Below are 20,458 nucleotides of genomic sequence, written 5' to 3' on the forward strand. Positions count from 1 at the left end.
ATGCTGGTGCTGTCGATCATTTGCAGGAGGTCGGCATCGCCGCCACCATCGGCCAAGGCCTCCAGCATCACGTCCCACAGGCCGGACGCGGTCCAGCGCCGGAACTGGCGGAACACCGAGTTCCAGTTGCCGAACTCGGCCGGCAGGTCACGCCACGGCGCGCCGGTGCGCGCGATCCAGAAGATGGCATCGAGCACCCGCCGATGGTCGCGCGCGGGCCTGCCGCCAAGCGGGCTGGCTGAGACCACGAAGGGCTCGAAGAAGGACCACTCCTCGTCCGTCAGCAGTCCGCGGATCAACGCTGATCTCCATCCCAGAGATCAGCTTCGAATCACACTCCACCGCGTCGAGGGAATCCCCCCTCAGGTCAGTTTGTCCACGTGGCCTAGTGGATATGCTTGGGGCCTTGTTCGCCGGTCGCACAGCCTTCGAGGATACCACGCGCGCGCTACGCAGCATCGGCGAAAGCTATGCACGGCAGTTGGAACGCGGATGGGTCACGGGCAGCAAGATTGACGCCGTTGCCTTCGCCGCCACCAAGTCAGATCACGTCGACGATCTGCAGCGAGACAACCTTCGGCGCATGCTGCAGCACTACATCGAGGCCGAAAAAGTACCGAAGCGCGGTCGCGCCACCTACCACGCCGTCGCCGCGGTCAACTGCACAACGGACGTCGACGTGACGGACTCTGAAGGACGCAAGCGTCGAGCGGTCATGGGTCTTCCTCTCGGGCAATCGCGGCAACGCCCCTTTGACGCCGGCTACGTGCCGGCCGGTGAGGTCCCGCCTGCTTACTGGTCGAACAAGTATTTCGCCATGCCCCAACTCGCGCCGCCCGAGTTCCCTGCCGGCGATGCGCACCCGATCCCGCATCTGAACCTCGACAGTGTTCTGGCGGACTTGCTGGGAGACGTGCTGTGACGCAGGGACCCCGCTTCCTCGATGAGCCAGCCACGCCGGCCGAGGTGCCCGTGCCCCCGCTGGCATCTCAGGAGCCGGCTGAGGCCGTGACAGTAAGCGGTGCCGCGCCAGCGCCGACGTTCAATGAGGCCCAAGGACCACGCTTCCTTGATGAGCCCGCAAAACCATCGGCTCCAAGTGCGGCCACCCGTCCTTCGGCTACCCAGCAGCCTGGCCTTGTGACGGCCCACCGCGGTTGGGTCGATGGTGCCGCAGGTGGCGAGGGGGCGATCCGGCACGATGAAGCTGTTCCGCTCCAGGTGGCGTCTCTCGACCGCCCAGCGCTCGTCGTTGGGGCGACGGCGCTTGTGGCGTTGCTGGTTGGTCTCGCGGTGTTGGATCTGGCCAACTTCGTCGCAGATCAGTTCGCGAGAGCAACCTGGCTTGGCATCGTCTCGATTGCCGCTCTCACGCCTGCCGCGGTCGCGCTCGTGTGGTCCGTCTTGCGCGAGTGGCGCAGCTACGCCGCACTCGCGCAGATCGAGGCGGTGCGCCGCGGTCTCGCCAGCCAGGACCTGGCGGTTGTACGTCAGCACGCGGAACGCTGGATGTTGGCTATTGGGGCTTCTGGTGAGACCCGAAGGGTCGTTGGCAATGCACCCGATGCTCTGACGCTGCGCGAACTGCTGCGCTCCGGCCCGATCGCTGAAGTGCAGGAGCGCACAGCGGCCGCGGGACGCGCAGCAGCTGTTCAGGTTTTGGCGGCCACCGCTGTGAGCCCATGGCCAGGAATGGACGGGGTTCTCGTGATTTGGCGCGGCTTCAGGCTCGTGCGACAGGTGGCTCAGCTGCACGGGCACCGGCCCGGGGTGGTCGGCACGCTTGCTCTTTTTCGCCGCGTTGCCGTGGATGCAAGCGCGGTGGCGGCTGCGGACGTCGCTGTGTCATCGGCCACTGAAGCGCTGCTGAACTCGCCCATGGCCGGCGGGTTGGCAGGCCAAGCAGCGGGCGCCGCGGTGGCCGCGCGGCGCATGCTGCGACTCGCATACGCCACCGCCGAGAGTTGCCGGCCGCTCTGAAAAGCGCTTCAGCGGTCGATCCATGCCGATGGAGTAGGCCGATGCCGGTGGTTGCGCTTGGTGGGGCGTCCTCGGGGCGAACCGTACCACTGGTCCTACCAGCCAAGCGTTTGCTTTCGGCGGGTTTTTCGCTTGGTCGGTAGATCGCCCAGGTCGCCAGGTCCGGAGAAAAAGGGACTGCGGAGAGCGCGTTGCCGCACTCAGTCGGCCCTCCTTTCCGCCAGCCCCCCGCGTCAGAACGGCGGGAAAGATGCGCCTCACGGCGCAGCCATTCGGCGCAGAGACAGGTTGCTGCGGTGGGAAATGGCGTAGGAAAGGGAACCGAGGAACAAAGCTCTCTGACGGAGACCCGCGCGGCACGCTGGATCCGTAAGGTTCTCGCTGGATCGGTACGCTTAGCGTTCAACCCAATGTGGCATAGCGCAACGCCATCATCTACGAATTGGGCTTGTAGTGCGGGTACGGCGAGGGCGTTGCGAAGTATGATGCACACTGAAGGCATGCACGTCTTTTTTTGGCGTTCGGATGTAGTGGCGACGCGAACGCCTCCCAACGGGTCGAATATCTCGCGATCAGGCTCGGATCAGGCTTGTTGATGCCCGATAGCGCGAGAGACAAGATGGATTGGCAATCGGCCGGGCGCAGCCCTCATCTTGTTGCCAAGAAGCGCTTACTTGGGCTGCTCGGCCAACAGACTGAGTGAGATCCTGGGCTCGCGCGCTATGACCGCAAGTGCCGGCATCGCAATCGCTTATGGGAAGCTCAGCCTCCAGATCAACGGGGCTCCGGCGGATGCCGACGGCGGCCTGCGCCAGCTGGAGACGTTGCTCGCCCATATGTCCACAACAGCACGCAGGCTGGAGGCAGAACTCCCGGCCGCACTTGCCGCCCGCGATGCAGCCGCCCTGCGGCACTCGCGGGCATCGCAGTTCCCCCTCTCCGCCCTGATGCCGGGCCGCCCGGCCAGCCTGAGGCCGCGCTTGGACGCCGCCGAAGCCAAGCTCCAGGAGCTGGCGGCCCAGCGCAACGCCTGCACGGTGGCCCTGCGGTTTGATATCGGGGAGACCGCCCTCGACGCTTTCATCCGCGTCGCGGCCGCCCACGCCGGGCTGGCACGGGCGGCCCACATCTGGGAGGTGCCTCACGGTCAGGTCGCGGCAAAGATGGGCGTGATGCCGCCTCGGACCCCCGTTACCGCCAAGGCCTTCCTGCCCGAGTTCGTGGTCTCCCGCTGGCCGGGTCTCGCGCTTCAGGACCGCGATGGTGCGGGCATCACCGTGTTCCCCGGCTTCGTCATGACCCGGCAGGCTGGCGCAGTCGGGGACACAGCCCTGGCGGATCTTCTGACCGTGACGGTCGAGTCGGGCGAGGTGCGCTTGCCCGAGCGGGAAGCGCTGCCGCCCGACGCGATGGTGGTCGACTACACGTGGGAGCGGGTGAACCGGGACGGCAGCCCCGACCGGCGCTACGCCAACAACGCCCGTATTCCGATCGTGGCGTATGGCTGCCTGCATGTAGCCATCGGGGCGAATGACCGGCGCGCCTACCTGGTCAGCAACCGAGAGGCAGCCAGAAGCTTTGCCGAGGCCATCAATCTGTTTCAGGCGTCCCTGCGCGCTGCGTCGCCCGGCTCGGCGAAGTCGGCGAAGGACGAGCATGACCGCGATGCCTGGCCCGCGAGCGGGCCAGAGCCCGTCGTGCGCGTGCCGCCGCCACCCCGCGCCAGCGCCGCTCACGAGCTGACGGCTGCCTTGGCTGTCGCGATCGGTCTGGCCGGGTGGTCCCTTTCCGGCCTGCACGCCAGTCCACCGCAGGTCGCGGCGCACCCACCCATGGCATCCGCGCCCACCGAGCCAAGCCCAACGGCAGTCCCCCCACCCGGTCCACCGCGGGTCGAGCCCCCGCAACAGCCGGTCCAGCCAGCGGCCGAGCAGGCGCCCATGCCCACGGCCCTGCAGGCCGAGCCGATCCGGCCCACACCACCGTCAGCGCCCGTGCAGGCCGAGCCAGCCAGGCCCGCGCCACCGCCCGCGTCCGCGCGACGCGAGCAGGTCATCACGCGCACCGGCGCCAACGTGCGAGCCGGTCCGAACGGAACCGCCGAGGTCGTCCGCACCGTGCCCGCCGCGGTGCGGCTGTCGGTGTTCTCCCGCGGTCCCGGCGGATGGATCCAGATCGGGGACACCGTCCCGTGGGGCTGGATCCATTCCAGCCTGCTGGACGCCGCAGAATGAGGCGGACCCCGGCCGGGCGGTCCGCCCGCAACGTTCCGCGGGGCATCGCAATATGCCCCTGCGTCATCACCCAATCAGCGCCGCGCCACCGCACCAGCCGTTTCACCCGGCTTGAGGCGCCTCGCCGTCGGGCATCGCTCGTCTTGCCTCGAGAGAGCCGGTTGGAAGGGCTGCCGGCGTCCACCGGAGCCGCGGCCCCATGAACCTCCCGTTCTCCGCGGAAGAGCTGATTATCGGCCTCGCGGCCACGGCGGGTACATGGCTTGCCGTCCGCACCCTGCTGCGCTCGCGCGAGGCCGCGCGCCTCCGCGCGGAGCGCACTCGCGCGGGGCCGCTGGTGGTCCCTGGAGCGGAGCGCAGCCACGCGGCAGAGCGCCGAGCGGCCGAGCTCCTGGCCAAGGTGGTTTCCACAGCGGGAAGTTCAGCTGCGGCGAAGCCTCCTTCGGCAGATATTGGGGCAGCAGGTCGGGTCAAGCTCGACGACATCCTGTCTCGGGTGGTGGCGGTCACCCGCGAGACGCCCTCGTCGATGGAGCCGAAGGGTTCGGCCGGGCTATCTGGTCTAACGACCACCGCTCCATCTCCTTGGACTGGTCAGCGGTCGGCAGCACCTCGCGGCGACGCCGCGCGCTGGCTCGGCCCGGGCGAAGAGTTCACGATCGCTGGCATCCGGGTCACCGGCGGCATGCTCTACGTCGGCAAGTCCCTGCGGGCCCGGGACGGCCGCGAGGAGAACTGCCTCGTTGATCCGGATCTACCGGTGGCGCAGACGCTGAGGGGCGACACCGGACTGCACTATTGGCCGTCCTACGCGAGCATCACTCCGACAGGCCGCCGTGCTTTCCTCCTGTGGCTCGCGGACGGACGCCGCGATCCGTCGGTCGACATCGGCCTGGTGTTCATCTTCTTCTACGGGCTGGAGCGTCGCCTCTTCATCGATCGGGCACTGACCGAGGCGCCCATGCTCATCGCGGAGGTCGAGCGCCTGCTCGGAATTTATGGAGCCAACGGGTCCTTCCAGGGTTACGCGCAGGCCTTCCTCAGCGCCGCACGCCTCGCCGCGGGCGACCTCGCCACACCGAAGCCCACGCCGACGAGCTACTCCTACGAACTGCCGTTGGCGACAAGGGTGCACATCGGTCGCCTGCTGGCCGCCGAGCAGCCGATCGATGCCGGGGCGGCGCTGCTTTGGGTGCTGGGGAGTCCGGAGACCCGTCTCAGGACACCGGGCCAACGGTGTTTCGCCGAGCTTGAGCAACTCTGGGCCCTCCGCTTCGCGGAGCGGAACCCGGGAGGCCTGAAAATCCGTACCCCGCAGCGACGCATCAAGGCACGCTACCGCGCCGCCAGCGGCACCTTCGAGGTGGATGTCCCTGGTCCCCACGAGGGGCTGCCCGACATCACATCCGTGACCGCTCCCCTGCAGGGCCTGCGCGACCTGCTCGAATCCTGCATGACGGAGCTCGAGCCCTACAGCAGGCTGCTCGGCCGCCGTCCCGAGGCGCGCGACGGCCTGGAGGCTGCCATGCTCCTGCCAGCGGCCATCCGCGGCATCGCCGCCAGCGGCGTGCTTGGGGCCGCGAGAGCCCGGCTGGACGCTCTTCTCGGGCCGACCGGCATGGCGCTGACAACGCCACGCGCCCTGGCGGAAGCGCTCGGCGTGCAGGCAGCGCAGGGCGACCAGGGGCAGCAGCTTGTCACCCGGCTGTCCCTGATGCTGGACCACCTCGACATCGGCCTGGAGCCCGACCGTCGTTACGGCGGGCCGCCGGCAGGCGCCGACGCCAAGGTCGTGGCGTTCCGTGCACCGGGCGGCGCGCCGGTGGCTGCGGGCCACTCGGCGTTCGAGGCGACGCGGCTCGCCCTGGAGATTGCGGTGCTGGCCGCTGCCGCGGACGGGGACGTCACCCCGGCCGAGCTCGAGGCGCTGGTGGCCGAGGCCCACAAGGCCCCTGGGCTGGAGCCCCACGAGCGCCTGCGACTGGAGGCCTTCGTCCGCAGTCTCGCCGGCGAACCGCCGCGCATCCAGGCGGCGCTCAAGCGCGCTGGCGCCCTGTCAGCCGACCGGCGGACGGCCATCGCTGGGGCGGCCGTCGGGGCCGTGCTCGCGGACGGGCAGGCGACCGCCGACGAGATCCGCTTTCTGGAGCGCCTCCACCGGACGCTGCTGCTGCCCCCCGAAGCCGTGCATGCGGCCCTGCACCAGCGCGCGGCCTTGCGCGATGAGCCCCTGGTCGTCGCTGCCGAGGATCTGCCACCCGACGTGCCACTTCCGGCCGCGGAGGCGGCCAGGGCTGCCGCGCCCAAGGCGCCGGGACTGCGGATCGACCAGGGCCGCCTCGCCCGCATCCAAGCGGAGACGACCAGCGTCTCGGCCCTGCTCGCCGAGGTCTTTGCTGAGGAGGAGGCTGCGGCGACGGCGCCGGTGCCGCAACAGGCAACGCCCGAGACACCGGAAGGTGAACCGTCCCCCTACGATGGCCTGGACGAACGTCACGGCAGGCTTCTTGCATTTGTCACGAGACACGGGGGGCGGGTATCCCAGGAGGCCTTCGAGGCTGAGGCCAGGACGCTCAGGTTGCTGCCCGGTGCGGCCATGGAGGCCATCAACGACTGGGGCTTCGCCACCCATGAGGAGGCCGTGCTGGAAGAGGATGGCGACGTAATCGCCGTCCCCGACCACCTGCTTCCGTCGCTCGCACCGAACTGAGGGAAAAGAATGACAACGCCACGCATCCGCCCCCGCGAACGCGACACGATCATCCAGGCCCTGGCGGCAGGCGTGGTGCCGCGCATCGGCCTGCAGCACATCGCCGTCGGCCGTTCCCGCGAGCTCCAGGCAATGATCCGGGACATCGATCGCATCGCCGACGGTGGCGCAGCCATGCGCTTCATCATCGGCGAGTACGGTGCCGGGAAGAGCTTCTTCCTCACGCTTGTCCGCCTGGTTGCCCTGGAGAAGAAGCTCGTCACCGTCCACGCCGACCTCGGCCCCGACCGGCGCCTGCACGCCAGCGGCGGCCAGGCGAGGGCCCTGTACGCGGAGGCCGTGCGAAACATGGCCACGCGCGCCAAGCCCGACGGTGGCGCGCTCGCCAGCGTTCTGGAGCGCTTCGTGGCCGACCTCATCAAGGAGGCCGGGGAACGGTCGGTGCCCGTCCGCAAGGTGCTGGAGGAAAGGCTGGCCCACCTCCAGGAGGGCGTAGGCGGATACGACTTCGCAACCGTCGTCGAGGCCTACTGGCGCGGCGCCGAGGACGGCAACGAGGAGCTGAAGGCCCACGCCCTCAGGTGGCTCCGCGGCGAGTTCTCGACCAAGACCGAGGCGCGCCAGGCGCTCGGCGTCAGGAACATCCTCGGGGACCACGACTTCTACGAGGGACTGAAGCTCATGGCGGCGCTGGCCCGGCTGGCGGGCTATGGCGGCTTGCTCGTCGTCCTCGATGAGATGGTCAACCTCTACAAGCTCCAGAGCAAGCAGGCGCGCGACCAGAACTACGAGCAGCTCCTCTCCATCCTAAATGACGTTCTCCAGGGCAACACTACCGGCATCGGCTTCGTCTGTGGCGGCACGCCGGAGTTCCTGACGGACACCCGCCGCGGCCTGTTCAGCTATGCCGCGCTGCAGTCGCGGCTCTCCGAGAACTCCTTCGCGAAAGAGGGCCTGGTGGACATGTCCGGCCCGGTCCTGCGGCTTGCCAGCCTGACGCCCGAGGAGCTTCTGGTCCTGCTCGGCAACGTGCGGCGTGTCTTCGCGGGTGGCGACCCGGACAGGCACCTCGTGCCCGACGAGGCGCTGCACGCCTTCATGATCCACTGCAATGAGCGCATCGGCGAGGCCTACTTCCGGACGCCGCGGAACACGGTGAAGGCGTTCTGTCAGATGCTGAGCATCTTGGAGCAGAACCCCGGAACCGACTGGCAGGCACTCCTGGGCGGCGTCCAGGTGGCGCCCGACGTGCCCGAGCCGGACGATGCCGACATTCCGGAGGATGAGGCCGGTGCAGGCGGCTTCGCAGGGGCTGCCGGATCGGGGGACGAGGAGCTTGCCAGCTTCAAGCTTTGAACCGCTTACCATTCCTCCGGACAGGGCCTACGACGCCCTGCACCCGGAGATCCGGAAATGGATCCGGGAGCAGCACTGGACCGGGTTGCGGCCGGTCCAGGCCGAGGCGACGGCAGCCATCCTGGGTTCACGAGGCGACGTCCTCATCGCGGCGGGCACGGCGGCCGGGAAGACCGAGGCGGCATTCCTGCCCGCCCTGACCCAGGCGGCCGGTGAAGAGGGTGACGGACTCAGCATCCTCTACGTCGCGCCCCTGAAGGCGCTGATCAACGACCAGTTCGGTCGGCTGACCGAGCTGTGCGAGCGACTGGAACTCCCTGTCGTCCGTTGGCACGGCGACGCTCCCCAGACCGCCAAGACGCGGCTTCTCGCCAAGCCGCGCGGCATCGTCCTGATCACGCCGGAATCCATCGAGGCGATGTTTGTTCGACGCGCGGCCGCGGCGCGTGCGCTGTTCAGCAGACTGCGCTTCATCATCGTCGATGAGGTCCACGCGTTCCTGGGCGGCGTGCGCGGCATTCACCTGGCTTCCCTGCTCCGCCGGATCGACGCCCTGGCGAAGGCGCCTGCGCGCCGCATTGGGCTGTCGGCGACGCTTGGTGACCCCCGAATGGCAGCGGCGTGGCTCCGTCCGGACAGCCCGGAAGCGGTGCGGCTCATCGCCGCAGAGGGCGGCGCCGAGCTCCAGCTCCAGCTGCGCGGCTATCTTGTCCCCGACGAGCGTGCGTCCCCGGCCGAGCCCGAGAACGGTCCTGTGACCCCGACCGGGCTCGACGCGATTGCGGACCACCTGTTCGCGCGCCTGCGCGGCACGAACAACTTGGTATTCGGAGGCTCGCGCCAACGGGTCGAAGCGCTGGCGGATCGCTTGCGTCGCCGTTGCGAGCGCGAGGGTGTCCCGAACGAGTTCTTCCCCCACCACGGCAATCTTTCGAAGGAGCTGCGCGAGGAACTCGAGCTCCGGCTCAAGGAGAACCGGCTGCCCACGACGGCTGTGTGCACGTCGACGCTGGAGCTCGGCATCGACATCGGTTCCGTCCGGTCGGTCGCTCAGGTAGGCGCACCGCGGTCATTGGCTGCGCTTCGGCAGCGCCTTGGCCGTTCGGGGCGTCGCAAGGGCACGCCGTCCATCTTGCGGATCTATGTTCTTGAGGAGGAGCTGCCGCCGGATCCGGACCCCCTGGACGAGATGCGACCCGCTGTCGTCCTGGCGGTCGCGGCCGTGCGGCTGCTGCTGGCGAAGTTCATCGAACCACCCAGCGGTGGCGAGGGCGTCGCAACGGCGCTTCTGCATCAGTGCCTGTCCGTCATCGCGGAGCGTGGCGGTGCGCGCGCCGACGCCCTCTATAGAATCCTGTGCGGTCCGGGGCCATTCGCATCGGTGCCGCCTGCGCTGTTCGCGCGCATGCTGCGTGGCATGGGCTCGCCCGAAGCGCGCCTCATCGAGCAGGCACCGGATGGCCTGCTCATGCTCGGGGAGGTGGGCGAGAAGGTCGTCGGCTCGCGCGACTTCTACGCACTGTTCGAGAGCAGCGAGGAATGGCGACTTGTGAACGGCGGAAGGGCGCTTGGCACCATCCCGCTGAACAACCCAGTGGCGCCCGACAGCCTCCTTGTCTTCGCCGGTCGCCGATGGGTGGTGCTGTCCGTCGACGAGCGGTCCCGGGTCATCGACGTGGCCCCCCATCGCGGCGGATCGATTCCCGCCTTTGAGCGAGGCTCCGTGGAGCCTATCCATGACCGGTTGGCGGCCGAGATGCTGGCGGTCTACCGCGAAAGTGACGTGCCTGCGTGGCTGGACCCGACAGCGGCGGACCTGCTCGCCGAGGGACGTGCCGCCTTCAGGCGGCACAATGCGGACCGGATCCGCATCCTGGAGCGCGGTCGAGAGACCCATCTGCTGACCTGGCGCGGCACGCGGCTCAATGGGCTTCTGGCAGCCGCTCTGACCCGTTCAGGCCTGCAATGCGAAGCCCACGACCTCGGTGTGACGGCCATCGTGGAGCGCCCCGAGAAGGACGAGGTGCAGCCCGACCTGCTTGCGGCACTGGAAGAGCTCGCCTCCCAACCTCCCAGCCCCGAGGAGCTGGCGGCGCGGATCGGTGCCGTGGCGAGCGCCAAGTTCGACAATCTCGTCCCGGATGATGTCCTCAAGGATTTCTGGGCAGCGGGCAACGCTTCAGGCATCGCGCTCCTGCCGGAGGTTGCGAGCAGCCTGCTCGCCGCCGGTCGGTCGGCATGATGACGTGCCATGTAGCTGCTCGCGCCGCGCGCCTGCTCGCTACGGCACCCCGCGCTTCCTCACCTCCACTGCCAACATCACCCCCGGCAGATCGACGCTGAACCCCGACACGTTGCGCGCGACGACGCGCACGGTGTTGTTGCTCCAGACATGCCCCGCGACCTGGATGAAGCGACTGGGGGTGGCGAGCGAGACGGCGACGTGATCCCCCTGCCGCGCGCCCGCGAGCGCGACGTCGAAAAGATGCTCCGCGCCGGGGTCAAGATTCGGCAGGTCCACCTCCGTCTCGACAGCGAAGTGGCGCTGCCCCGAGTTCGGCAGGATCGGCGCCCCGTTCAGGATCACCGGCGCGGCTTCCGGCAGCCCGTAGAGGCGCAGCGCCTCGAGCTCGATCACCCCGTCGAAGCCGATGATGCCGATCTGCGCGAAGGCCACCTGCGGCCCGAGGCGGAGGGTCTGCCGGCGGTTGAGGTTCGCATCGTCCATCGGCGCGCCGGCGTTCCAGCCCTTGGCCGGGGCGTTCCACTGCATCGTCGTCAGCGAGGCGAGCACGTCGCCTGGGATGTTCTCGCGGATGTTGCTCGCCGCATCGAAGCACCGCACGAAGAGCCGTCCGCCCGCGGCGCCGAAGGCGAGCCAGTGGGCGAGCGCGAACTCCTTGGCCTGGGTGGTGTCAATGACGAAGCCGAGCCCGCGGTTGGCGGCGAGCTGGAGCCCGCGCGCGCCGGGCGTCATGCCGGACAGCCCGTTGAAGCAGAAGTCCGCCATCGCCGTCGCAGTGGTGGTGGAGGTGGCGAGGGTGCAGAGCCCCTCGACGCCGATTTCTGTGGCCGAGTGCCGGAAGGCCTTCGCCCGGACGTTCTCCACCCCCGCCAGGAACCGCGTGAAGCGCGAGGCCGGCGCGCGGTGGCGGTTGATGACGGCGTTGCCGCAGCGGTTCGCGGTCGGCGTGTAGTCGATGCCGACGAGGTAGGTGTTGGTCCAGGCGATGTCGTATTCGCAGTCCTGGGCGCCGGCGGTGTGGCGGGCCACGATCGGGGAACAGGCCTCCATGCGCAGGTTCCGCCCGATGATCGCCGAGCCGTTGGTCTCATTCAGGAACGGGATCGCCACGTTCGACCCGGCCTGCCGGAGTTCGAAGTTCGGCCCGTCGAAGATGTGGCGGTTGTGGTTGGTGTAGGCGCCGGGGGCGTTGGCGAGGCGGATCCCGAAGCGGTCCTGCTCGGCGTTGACCCCCGTCGCGCAGGCGAAGTGGCCGCCGTAGTAGCGGATCGAGGTGTTCCAGGCGGTGGCGGTGGCGCACCAGACGTCGAGGCCGATCTTGCAGTTGACGACGCGGCCGAGGGTGAAGGTGCTGTCCTCGACGCCGCGGCCGTCGCCGAGGGTGCGCAGGCCGATGGTGAAGCCCGAGACCAGGCGGAGCTCGATTTGGCTCGCGTCCACATTCCTGACCGTGATGCCGATGTCGGCCTCGGAGGACCAGTCGGACTGGGTGGCGCGGATGACGTTCAGGCCGGTGTAGAGCTTCTCGCCGTTGCGGGTGGTGCCGCCGTCGCCGAGCACCAGCACCGAGGCGGGCGCGCTGCCGGTGTAGCGGATGATGCCCTGCATGATCAGGCCGCGGGCGGCGCCGGGGAGCGTGACGGTGCCCGACACGTTCCAGGTGCCGGGCGGGATGACGCAGAACTTCTGATCCGCCCCAGCGCGGTCGAAGGCCGCCTGGATGGCGGCGGTGTCGTCGGCGACGCCGTCGCCCAAGCCCGCGAAGTCGGCGGGCAGCACCGCCTCGCGGTCGCGCAGATACTTGGCGAGGTCGGTCTTGCTGACGGCGGTGTCGAGGACGAGCAGGTCGTCGATGCGGGCGGGCATGGCGCCTCCGGCGGATCAGAGGGCGGTGGCGGTGACGGGTCCGACGAGGGCCGAGACGTTCCCCTCGGGGGAGACGGCGCGTAGCCAGAGCCAGCGCGCCTGACCGGCGGCGAGGCCGGTGCGGGTCCAGGGCAGTGCGGTCGGCTCGGCCGGCAGCTTCACGGCGGCGGCGAGATCGTCGGCATCCGCCTCGAACACCTGGAGGAAGGCGGTGCCGCCCGGCACGCTGCCGCTGATCTGGATGCCCCCCGCGACGCCGGTGGCGGTGAGACCGCCCGGTGGCAACGGAACCAGCACCTCGCGCCAGCCGGAGACGGCGCCGCTGCGGGCCTGCGCCCGCACCCGGAGGGCGGTCGGCTCGATCGCGGGGATCGTCGCCGAGGTCGCGCTAACCCCGCCCGCGAAGCCCTGCCACAGGGCGACGGAGAGCGGCCGGAACTCCACCTCGTAGCCGGCGAGGTGGGCGGAGCCCACGGCGGACCAGGCGATGGAGAGCGCGGCGAACGAGATCGTCTGTGGCGTCTCCACGCTGATGCTTGCCGGCGCCGCGATCACCCCCGGCAGCGGCAGCACGACCGTGGGGCTGTCGCCGGTGGCGCGCTCGTCGGTAGCGGGGTTCCAGTCCCACACCGCCGCGTCCTCCTCGGCGAGCGTGAGGTCGATGCCGCCCTCCGGCGCCAGGCGCCAGCCGACGACGCGCGCCGGAAAGGGCGTCAGCCGGTCGAGCGCCACCATCACCCCGTCCCAGGGCCGCAGCCGCAGCGCCGAAAGGTTGAGCTGCACCGTCACCGCGCGCTGGCGTCGGTTGCGCTCGAGCTCGACCTTCATCAGCCGCTGCACCATGGAGGGCGAGGTGGTCAGCGGGAAGTCGAGGTCGCGATAGATCTGCTCGCCCCCATCCTCGGCGACGTAGTTCGCGGCCAGCAGCGGCGGCGCGTCGGTCGGCTGCCAGTTCTTTCCCGGGTCCACGTAGACGGCGCGCACCCCGTTGAAGAGATCGCGCCGCGGGCGGGAACCCTGCACCGTCACGCTGCCACGCAGCTCGGCCGAGGTGATGGTCGCCGCCGGCAGGGCGGGCGCCCCGGCATGGACGAAGAATCTGCCGCCCGTGACCACCAGCACACCGGCCATGGCAGCCACGATCTTGCGGGTGATCTCGATCTTGCCCTCGGCGAGGGAGAGCGTACCGTTGACGGTGTAGCGGCGCTCGGCGGTGCCGTCGCGGCGCCCGACGATCTCGTCGCAGATGTTGGCGGCGGCGATCAGAGAGGGCAGGTCGATGTCCTCCCAGGACGCTTTCCAGCCGAACGTCGCGGTCAGGTACCAGGCGAGGCAGAGCGCGGGGTTGTCGGACCAGCCCACCGCCCCGGTGCGTGGGTCAAGGATGGTGTCCGCCCCCTCGACGATCGCCGCCACATTGGGCGGCCCGGAGGGGAAAGCCTCGGGGCGCAGCTTGAGCCGCAGCGCCAGATGGGCCCGGCCACGGCCGCGGTGGTGCTCGGTCCACTTGCCGCCGGTCTCGGCGATGAGGTTGGCATTCGCCGCCTGGTCGGGATCGCCAAGGTGGCGGTCGACGCGCAGCAGCCCGGCGAAGGCGGGGTCGCTCTCCGACTTGTCGCCCAGGAACACCTCGCCGATGGCGCGGACGCGGTGGCCGGCGAGCACCACGATCATGTGGAAGAAGCCGTCGGCGCGGCCCTCGTCGTCGGTGCTGCTGTGCAGGAAGACGATCGGCCCCGAGACCTTGGCGCGGCCGAGGACAATCTGGTGCTCGGTGATCGGCTGGCGGAAGGACTGGGTGCGCTGCTGCGCCTCCTGCGCGGTGGAGCCGCCGCTTCCGCCGCCGAGGGCGCTGTTGCGCGGGCGTTTCTGCGGGAAGATGGCCCCGCCGATGAGCGAGACGCCGATGGCTGCGCCGGCGCCGACGATGGCGCCGATGACGCCGCCACCAACCGCGGCCGAAACGGCACCGGCCGCGACCACGGCGATGAGGGGGACGGCGGCGGGCATCAGCCGATCCTCCAGGCCTGGGTGCAGAGGGTGATCGGCGCGCGCAGCAGTCCGCGCAGTCCGACGAAGGCGACGCGGCCCGCGTCGAGCACCACGCCGAGGCGGTCGGGGTCGGGGGCGAGCGCCACGTCTCCCATGCCCGCCAGCAGCGGCGCCACGCGCGGCAAGCCGGTGCTGTCGGCGGAGGCCGCCAGGTCGGGCAGCACCCGGATGGCGGGCCGCTCCCCTGTCACCGCCTGCACCGCGGCCAGCGCGAAGATCGCGCAGTTCCACTCCCTTGGATGGAAGGCGCGCGTCTCGGCCTCCCGCAGCAGGGCTGCGAGCCGGGCGACCCAGTCGGGATGGCGCATCGGCTATCGCGCCGGCAGCCGGATCTCGGCGTCCTGCAGGGCGGGCACGAATTCGAAGAAGCGGTCGCCCGGGTACTCGGCCTGCTGGTCCGGGTCGGTGTAGCGCCGCACCTCGGCGCGCTCGAGGTCGACGAGGCGGCTCTCGCAGGTCAGCGCCACGCGCGGCTCCTCGCCGTCCACTACCTCCATGGTGTCCATCAGCCCGGTCCAGAGCGGGAACGGGTCGGCAACGAAGGCGCCCTCGGCATCGAGCAGCGCCAACCACAGCCGCGCCGGCCGCAGCCGAAAGCTGCGCTCGGCGAGGGCGATGTCGATCACCTCCTGCGGCACGGGTGAGAGGGTGAGGGTCAGCCGCACGGCGCGCAGCTCCACCGTCTCCTCCACCTCCGACATGGCGCCGAGGTCGCCGATGCCGGCGAAGGTCAGGCCGGCCCAGGAGAGCCCCCCAAGGCCCGTCCACACCCGGAAGGGGCCGCTGGCGAAGTCGAGTTCGCAGAGGATGACGGGGGCGACGACCGGCGCGGTGGCTGCGGCCGAGGCCTGCAGCGTGAGACGCGGCGTCGCGCGGACCGCGGGATCGCCCTCGGTGGTCACGGCAGCGCCTCCTCGAAGCGGGCGGTGATGGCGGTGAAGCGGCCCGGCCGGGTCGGGTTGGCGCTTTCGTCGTCGGAGACCAGGCGCATCGGCACGGTCGGGTTGCTCAGCACCAGCGGCTCGCCGATCGGCGCCGCGGTTCGCAGCGGCGGGGCGATCGGGATGGTCGCGGTGCCGGTGCCGGAGGCCACGACGCGCTCCGTTGCCATGTAGAGGCGACCGGCGATGCCGAGGTAGTCCCCGGCCCCGACGGCGACGGCGTTCGGGTACCAGCCCTGGGTGGCGATGGAGAGCGCGCCCCTGGGTGCCCCCGCCGCGAAGGCGGGGTTCCCCGAGCCCACCACCATCCCCGTCCCGTCGGTGAAGATCGTCGCGTCGTCGAAGGAGAACGGACCGCTCGGCACGTCGCCCTGGCTCCTGGGATCGCCGGTGCGGAACTCGCGCCGGAAGTCGCGCAGGCGGACGGTGTTCACTGCGCCGGCCAGCGCCGCGAGCAGCCCCTCCAGCAGCCCGGCGCGGGTCGGGCTCAGCGGGTCGAAGCTCGCCTCCGCCACCCAGCGCGCCCCCTCGCGCCGCAGCACCTGCGTCGCGCGGGTGACCGGCGAGACGAAGCGCAGCGTATTGTGCTGCAGGTAGAAGACGAGCCGCGAGGGGCGCAGCGCCTCCGGCCAGGCGTACTCGACCATGGACGCTACCCCCGCACCGTCTCGTAGGCCGCCCCGCCGCGGCGGATCGCGTCCAGCGTCATGGCCGAGGCCTGGCGGGCGATCTGCCCGGCCAGCAGCCGCAGCCGCGCCTCGACGCCGGCGTCCGCCCCGCGCGCGTCGATGCTGATGGTCTGGTGGATGGTGGTCCCGCCCGGCGCCATGCCGTTCGGCAGGACCGTCCCACCGCGGTCGGGCACGAACCACTCGGGGCCGCGCTCGCCGACGATGTAGGGCTGGCCCGCCGCGACCGGGCCGCCCTCGGCGCGGAACAGCCCGCCGAGCCAGGAGCCGATGCCGTCGAACACGCCGCCGAACGAGACGCCCGACAGCGCCGAGGAGACCGCGTTGCCGAGCGGCTCGGTGATGGTCTTGCGGGCGATGATGCGGGTGATGTCCTGCAGCAGGCCCTGCATGACCTTTGACAGCTTCTCGCCGCGCACGACCGCGTCCTCGAAGGCGCTGCTGAAGGTCAGGCCGAGCTCGCGCACCGTGTCGTTGGTGCGCTCCGCGGCCGCCTCGACCCGATTCTCCGCGCGCTCCAGCTCCTCCAGCGCGCGCTCCGCCTCGCGCTGCACCGTCGCGTCCGGGACCGGTCGGCCGGCGCGTTCGGCGCGCTGCACCAGATCGGACAGCCGCTCCATCCGCCTCTGGTAACGCTCGTAGGCGGTCTCGTTGGCCTGGATCAGCCGCTCGCGCTCGCGGAGGATCTCGTTGACCTCCCGCTCGGCCTCGCGCGCCTCGCGCGCGCCCTCGTTGCTGGCACGCCGGACCGCGGCCACGCGGGGCTCAAGCCGGCGCAGCGCCTCGTCGCGCTCCTGCAGGGCCAGCGTCTCGAGGCGGGTGCGCTCGGCGGCGGTGACCGCGCCGGCCGCCTCGGCCTCGCGCAGTCGGCGGACGCGCTCCTCGTACTCGCGGGTGATCCGGAAGCGGTCGTCGAGGTCGCGGGTGAGCTCCTGGACCTCCTGCGTTGCGCGGCGACGGCGGCCGTCGGCCGCGGCCTGACCGGCGCGCTCCTGCTCCTCCAGGCGGCGGTTGAGGGACTCCCGCTCGGCGGTGTCGATCTCGGCGAGGGTGGCGAAGTAGTCGCGGCGCAGCTCCTCCAGCCGCGCCCGGCTGTCGATGCCGGCCTGCCGCTCGGCCGCGCCGACCAGGCCGGGGCGGATGCTGCCGCGGCGCACCGGGGCGCGCAGGCTGTCGCGGCCGTCCTGCTCGCTCTCCAGCCGGCCGATCTGCGTCGACAGCGCCTCGGCCTGGCGGCGCAGGCCCGCGAGGCGCTCCTCCTCGCTGCGCAGCCCGGCGCCCTGGCGGACGCCGTCCACCGCACGGGCGGCGGCCGAGAGCGCGCGCGCCAGGGCGTTGGAGAGGCCGATCGCGCGATCGAGCTGGCCGAGGAAGTTCTCGGTCGCCGCGGTCAGCTGCCCGAAGGCGCGGCCGAGCGAGAGCGGGGCACGGTCGAGCTCCGCGCCGAGCCGCTCGGTCGCCCGCAGCAGGGCGGGGAAGACCCGCTCGGCGGTGAGCTTGCCCTCGCTGCCTAGCTGCCGGAGCTGGCCGATGGAGACGCCGAGCTCGCGGGCCAGACCCTCGGCGAGCAGCGGCATGGCCTCGAGGATGGAGCGGAGCTCGTCGCCCTGCAGCACGCCCGAGGCCAGCGCCTGGGCGAGCTGGAGGGTGGCCGAGGAGATCTCCTGCGTGGAGGCGCCGGAGACGATGGCGACGCGCTGCAACCCGCCGACCAGTCGCACCACCTGATCGGAGGTGGCACCGATCTCGCGTGCAGCGATCGAGAAGCGCTGGAAGGCGTCGACACTCTCCGACACCGCGACGCCGGTGGAGAGCGCGTTGCGGTACAGCGCCTCGTAGACCTGGCTGGCGCGCTCGACCGAGCCGGTGGCGTTCTGCAGGCGCGACAGGCCTTGAGTGAGCGCGTCGCCGGCCTGCACCAGCGCGCGGGCCGCCGCGGCCACCCCGGCCACCTGCAGGCCGCGCGTGGCGAGGTCCAGGAGTTCGAGGGAGCGGGAGGCGCGCTCGGCGCCGCCCTTGATCCGGTCGAGGGAGCGCTGGCCGGTCTCGCCGACCTCGCGGAGCCCGGCCTTGACCCGGGCGGCATCGTCCAGCGAGAGGCGGACCGAAACGCGGCGGGTTGCATCAGATACCGTCATGCAATGCAAGGCCCTTCTGTGTGGCCCGCAGGGACGCGCGGCTGCGCTATTTGGATGGCTACGCCGCGCGCCCCTGCTCTGTGATCGGGACGAAAGGCCTGCGGTTCTTCGCGACGCTGTAGATGGCCATGAGCATCTTCCGCATCGCGGCGATGAGCGCGACCTTGTGAGGTTTGCCGCTGGCCTTCAGTCGATCGAAGAAATTCTGCAGCCATGGATCGCGTCGCACGGCGCCGAGCACCGGCATCCACAGCGCGCGCCGGAGCCGCGCGTTGCCGAGCGGCGCCAGCTTCGCCCGGCGTGCATTCTGCTTGCCCGACTGCTTCAGGCCGGGGACCACGCCAACATAGGCAGCAAATGCCGAGGCCGACTTGAAGCGCGCCGGATCGCCGACTGCGGCGATGATGCGTGCCGCTGTCTGTGGCCCTATGCTGTTCACCGTCAGAAGCAGCTTGCCGAGCTCGTGGCCGTCGATGATGCGGGCGATGTCCCGGTCGATCTCAGCGAGGCGTTCGCGCCACAGGTCCAGATCCTGGCAGATGTGCCGCGCCTGCATCTCGTACGTCGCGCCATGGTGCTGGCCGATGGACCGCTTGGCGGCGTTGACGAGCTGCTCCGCGAGTTCGGCACCCACCAGGCGGGTCCGGGCATATCGGAGCCGGGCGATACGCCGCGGTGTGGCCGCGGCGAATGCGCGCGCTGTCGGGTAGTCTGCCAGGAGGCTCGTCGCCAGCCGGGTGTCGAGGCCATGGACGTAGCGGGTGAACTCCGGGAAGGTCAGGTCGACGAGCCGATGCAGCTGCAGGATGCGCGCTTCGAAATCCTGCTGGAGGCGATCTCGATGCCGAACGAGCTCCCGCAGGTTCTCGACGGCCTCGTCGTGAAGGTGCGATGGCGAGGGGCGCCGCTCGAAGCCAAAGCGCGCGAGGGCGGTGGCGTCGATCGCGTCCGTCTTGGTGCGCTCGAGTTTGGCGTCCTGGAAGCGCCGCGACACGAGCGGGTTCAGCAGGGCGACGTCGTGACCAGCCGCGGTGAGCACCGCGAACACGTTCTTCCAGTAGTGGCCAGTCGCCTCCATCACCACGAGCACCGGCGCCGGTCCCAGCAGGCGGAGGAGCGTGTCGTAGCCTTCCCGGTCCTCACTGAACGGCGCGGGCTTGCCGATGGGCGCGCCCTGCTCATCGAGGCGGGCGAGGACGTGGCGCTCTGATGCGATGTCGATGCCGGCGAACATGGGGCCTCCTCGGTGTGGTGCAGGCCGGGAGCCTCGGAGCCGGCGTTCGAGCTCGCGCTTGTGCAAGCGAGGCTGCCGACTGGCTGATCGACACCTCGGGATACCGTTCGAGCCGAGAACGCCGGTCGAGGGCGCCAATCTGACGCCCGGGGAAGAGACCCCAAACCATGTGCGGCGACCCTCTCCCAGCGACCGCCGCGCCACCCTAGCCAAGGAGGGCGCACCGGCGGGGACACCAGTTACAAGCCATGCGGCTTTTCCTCCCCCTCGCGGCGGGCGCTGGCGCCCTCGGCCATACCGATGCGGATGGCGAGCAGCAGCTCGGCCGCCGCCCAGCCGGAGGCGCCCATCTCGCGCGCCGCGGCGAGCGCGCCGGCCGTGTCGAGCGTCAGGCCGGCCATGCTGGCTTCGGTGCAGGCGGTCCCGGCGGCCCAGCAGGCGTGGCCTTCGAGGCTGGTGGGGGCGTGCGCGGCGTAGGGGCAGGCCTCGGCGCAGTCGCGGCCGAGGGCGGCGCAGCCGCGGCAGTATTCGGGCCCGCGGCCGAAGTGCCAGGCGGCGCGGGCCCTCAGCCGTTTCCCTCGGCGGCGACCGCGGCGACGGGCGCGGTGGCGCGGTCCCAGAAGGCGGCGGCGATGTCATCGAGATCCATGAGGCGCTCCACCGCCTCGGGCGAGAGCGGCAGCGGCTTGCCCGCAGTGTCGCCGACGCCCTCCCAGGCGGTGACGGCGTGGCGCGCGAGCGCCTTGACGAGGAAGGCGAATGAGAGGCCGCGCGCCATGTCGGGGTCGAGGTCGGGATCAGCGATCCGGATGGCGGCGAGACGGCGCGCGGCGGCGGCCTGCGCGGCTGCCATGACCGCGGTCGTCGCGGGTCGGATCTCGACGCGGACGCCGCGCGGCAGGTCGAGCCAGTAGGGTCCGGCGGGAAGGTCGAGGGTGAGCATGGGCGGTCTCCGGACTTGAAACGGGCAGCCGCCATGTCAAAGTCTGACATGACGAGGGACAGGAGGGCGG

At 70.7% G+C, this 20,458-nt stretch carries 16 protein-coding genes; 6 read left to right on the forward strand and 10 right to left on the reverse strand.

What is annotated here, in order from left to right; all coding sequences use genetic code 11:
• Window positions 1–317 (reverse strand): IS5 family transposase (locus tag H596_RS0117390; RefSeq protein WP_051213333.1); only part of this gene is annotated, 317 nt, incomplete at its 3' end.
• 77 nt (window positions 318–394) lie between these two features.
• On the opposite strand from H596_RS0117390, the gene H596_RS0117395 reads away from it, so the two are divergent.
• From H596_RS0117395 to H596_RS0117420, 6 genes are all read left to right on the forward strand, one after another.
• On the forward strand, window positions 395–922 hold the full coding sequence (locus tag H596_RS0117395; RefSeq protein WP_156910172.1) for a YcjX family protein: 528 nt from the start codon (window positions 395–397) through the stop codon (window positions 920–922).
• 299 nt (window positions 923–1,221) lie between these two features.
• Window positions 1,222–1,980, forward strand: coding sequence for a DUF697 domain-containing protein (locus H596_RS0117400; protein WP_027285962.1), 759 nt, complete (start codon window positions 1,222–1,224; stop codon window positions 1,978–1,980).
• A 722-nt stretch (window positions 1,981–2,702) separates the two neighbouring features.
• Window positions 2,703–4,214 (forward strand): SH3 domain-containing protein, encoded by a 1,512-nt coding sequence (locus H596_RS0117405; RefSeq protein ID WP_027285963.1) that lies wholly within the window; start codon window positions 2,703–2,705, stop codon window positions 4,212–4,214.
• A gap of 199 nt (window positions 4,215–4,413) precedes the next feature.
• Complete coding sequence (locus H596_RS0117410; protein ID WP_051213331.1) at window positions 4,414–6,924, forward strand: tellurite resistance TerB family protein; 2,511 nt, start codon at window positions 4,414–4,416, stop codon at window positions 6,922–6,924.
• Window positions 6,925–6,933: 9 nt separating this feature from the next.
• Window positions 6,934–8,280 (forward strand): ATP-binding protein, encoded by a 1,347-nt coding sequence (locus tag H596_RS0117415; protein ID WP_027285965.1) that lies wholly within the window; start codon window positions 6,934–6,936, stop codon window positions 8,278–8,280.
• Window positions 8,207–10,522, forward strand: coding sequence for a DEAD/DEAH box helicase (locus H596_RS0117420; RefSeq protein ID WP_084602971.1), 2,316 nt, complete (start codon window positions 8,207–8,209; stop codon window positions 10,520–10,522). The genes H596_RS0117415 and H596_RS0117420 overlap by 74 nt, the downstream gene beginning before the upstream one ends.
• 39 nt (window positions 10,523–10,561) lie before the next feature.
• Here H596_RS0117420 and H596_RS0117425 read toward each other — a convergent pair whose 3' ends face one another.
• The 9 genes from H596_RS0117425 to H596_RS0117465 all read right to left on the reverse strand — a co-directional run bounded on the left by H596_RS0117425 (window position 10,562) and on the right by H596_RS0117465 (window position 20,388).
• Window positions 10,562–12,391: a pectate lyase family protein gene (locus H596_RS0117425; protein WP_027285967.1), complete on the reverse strand. Its 1,830-nt coding sequence runs from the start codon at window positions 12,389–12,391 to the stop codon at window positions 10,562–10,564.
• 15 nt (window positions 12,392–12,406) lie between these two features.
• Window positions 12,407–14,401 (reverse strand): phage tail protein, encoded by a 1,995-nt coding sequence (locus H596_RS0117430; RefSeq protein ID WP_027285968.1) that lies wholly within the window; start codon window positions 14,399–14,401, stop codon window positions 12,407–12,409.
• Window positions 14,401–14,751, reverse strand: a complete 351-nt coding sequence (locus tag H596_RS0117435; RefSeq protein ID WP_027285969.1) for a DUF6950 family protein — start codon at window positions 14,749–14,751, stop codon at window positions 14,401–14,403. Before H596_RS0117435 ends, H596_RS0117430 begins: the two co-directional genes overlap by 1 nt.
• Window positions 14,752–14,754: 3 nt before the next feature.
• Complete coding sequence (locus H596_RS0117440; protein ID WP_037301929.1) at window positions 14,755–15,345, reverse strand: hypothetical protein; 591 nt, start codon at window positions 15,343–15,345, stop codon at window positions 14,755–14,757.
• A complete protein-coding gene (locus H596_RS0117445) occupies window positions 15,342–16,031 on the reverse strand; it encodes a hypothetical protein (RefSeq protein ID WP_027285971.1) in 690 nt (229 codons plus the stop codon). The genes H596_RS0117440 and H596_RS0117445 overlap by 4 nt, the downstream gene beginning before the upstream one ends.
• A gap of 5 nt (window positions 16,032–16,036) precedes the next feature.
• Window positions 16,037–18,211: a tape measure protein gene (locus H596_RS0117450; protein ID WP_037301932.1), complete on the reverse strand. Its 2,175-nt coding sequence runs from the start codon at window positions 18,209–18,211 to the stop codon at window positions 16,037–16,039.
• 58 nt (window positions 18,212–18,269) lie between these two features.
• Window positions 18,270–19,445: an IS110 family RNA-guided transposase gene (locus H596_RS0117455; RefSeq protein WP_027285973.1), complete on the reverse strand. Its 1,176-nt coding sequence runs from the start codon at window positions 19,443–19,445 to the stop codon at window positions 18,270–18,272.
• 239 nt (window positions 19,446–19,684) lie between these two features.
• Window positions 19,685–19,846 carry a hypothetical protein gene (locus H596_RS24225; protein WP_169579888.1) on the reverse strand — a complete coding sequence of 54 codons (162 nt, stop codon included), beginning with the start codon at window positions 19,844–19,846 and terminating at the stop codon, window positions 19,685–19,687.
• 164 nt (window positions 19,847–20,010) lie between these two features.
• Entirely contained in the window at window positions 20,011–20,388 is a 378-nt protein-coding gene (locus H596_RS0117465; RefSeq protein ID WP_027285974.1) for a hypothetical protein, read from the reverse strand.
• Window positions 20,389–20,458: the final 70 nt, after the last annotated feature.

The sequence above is a fragment of the Rubritepida flocculans DSM 14296 genome (assembly GCF_000425365.1).
Lineage (GTDB): Bacteria > Pseudomonadota > Alphaproteobacteria > Acetobacterales > Acetobacteraceae > Roseococcus > Roseococcus flocculans.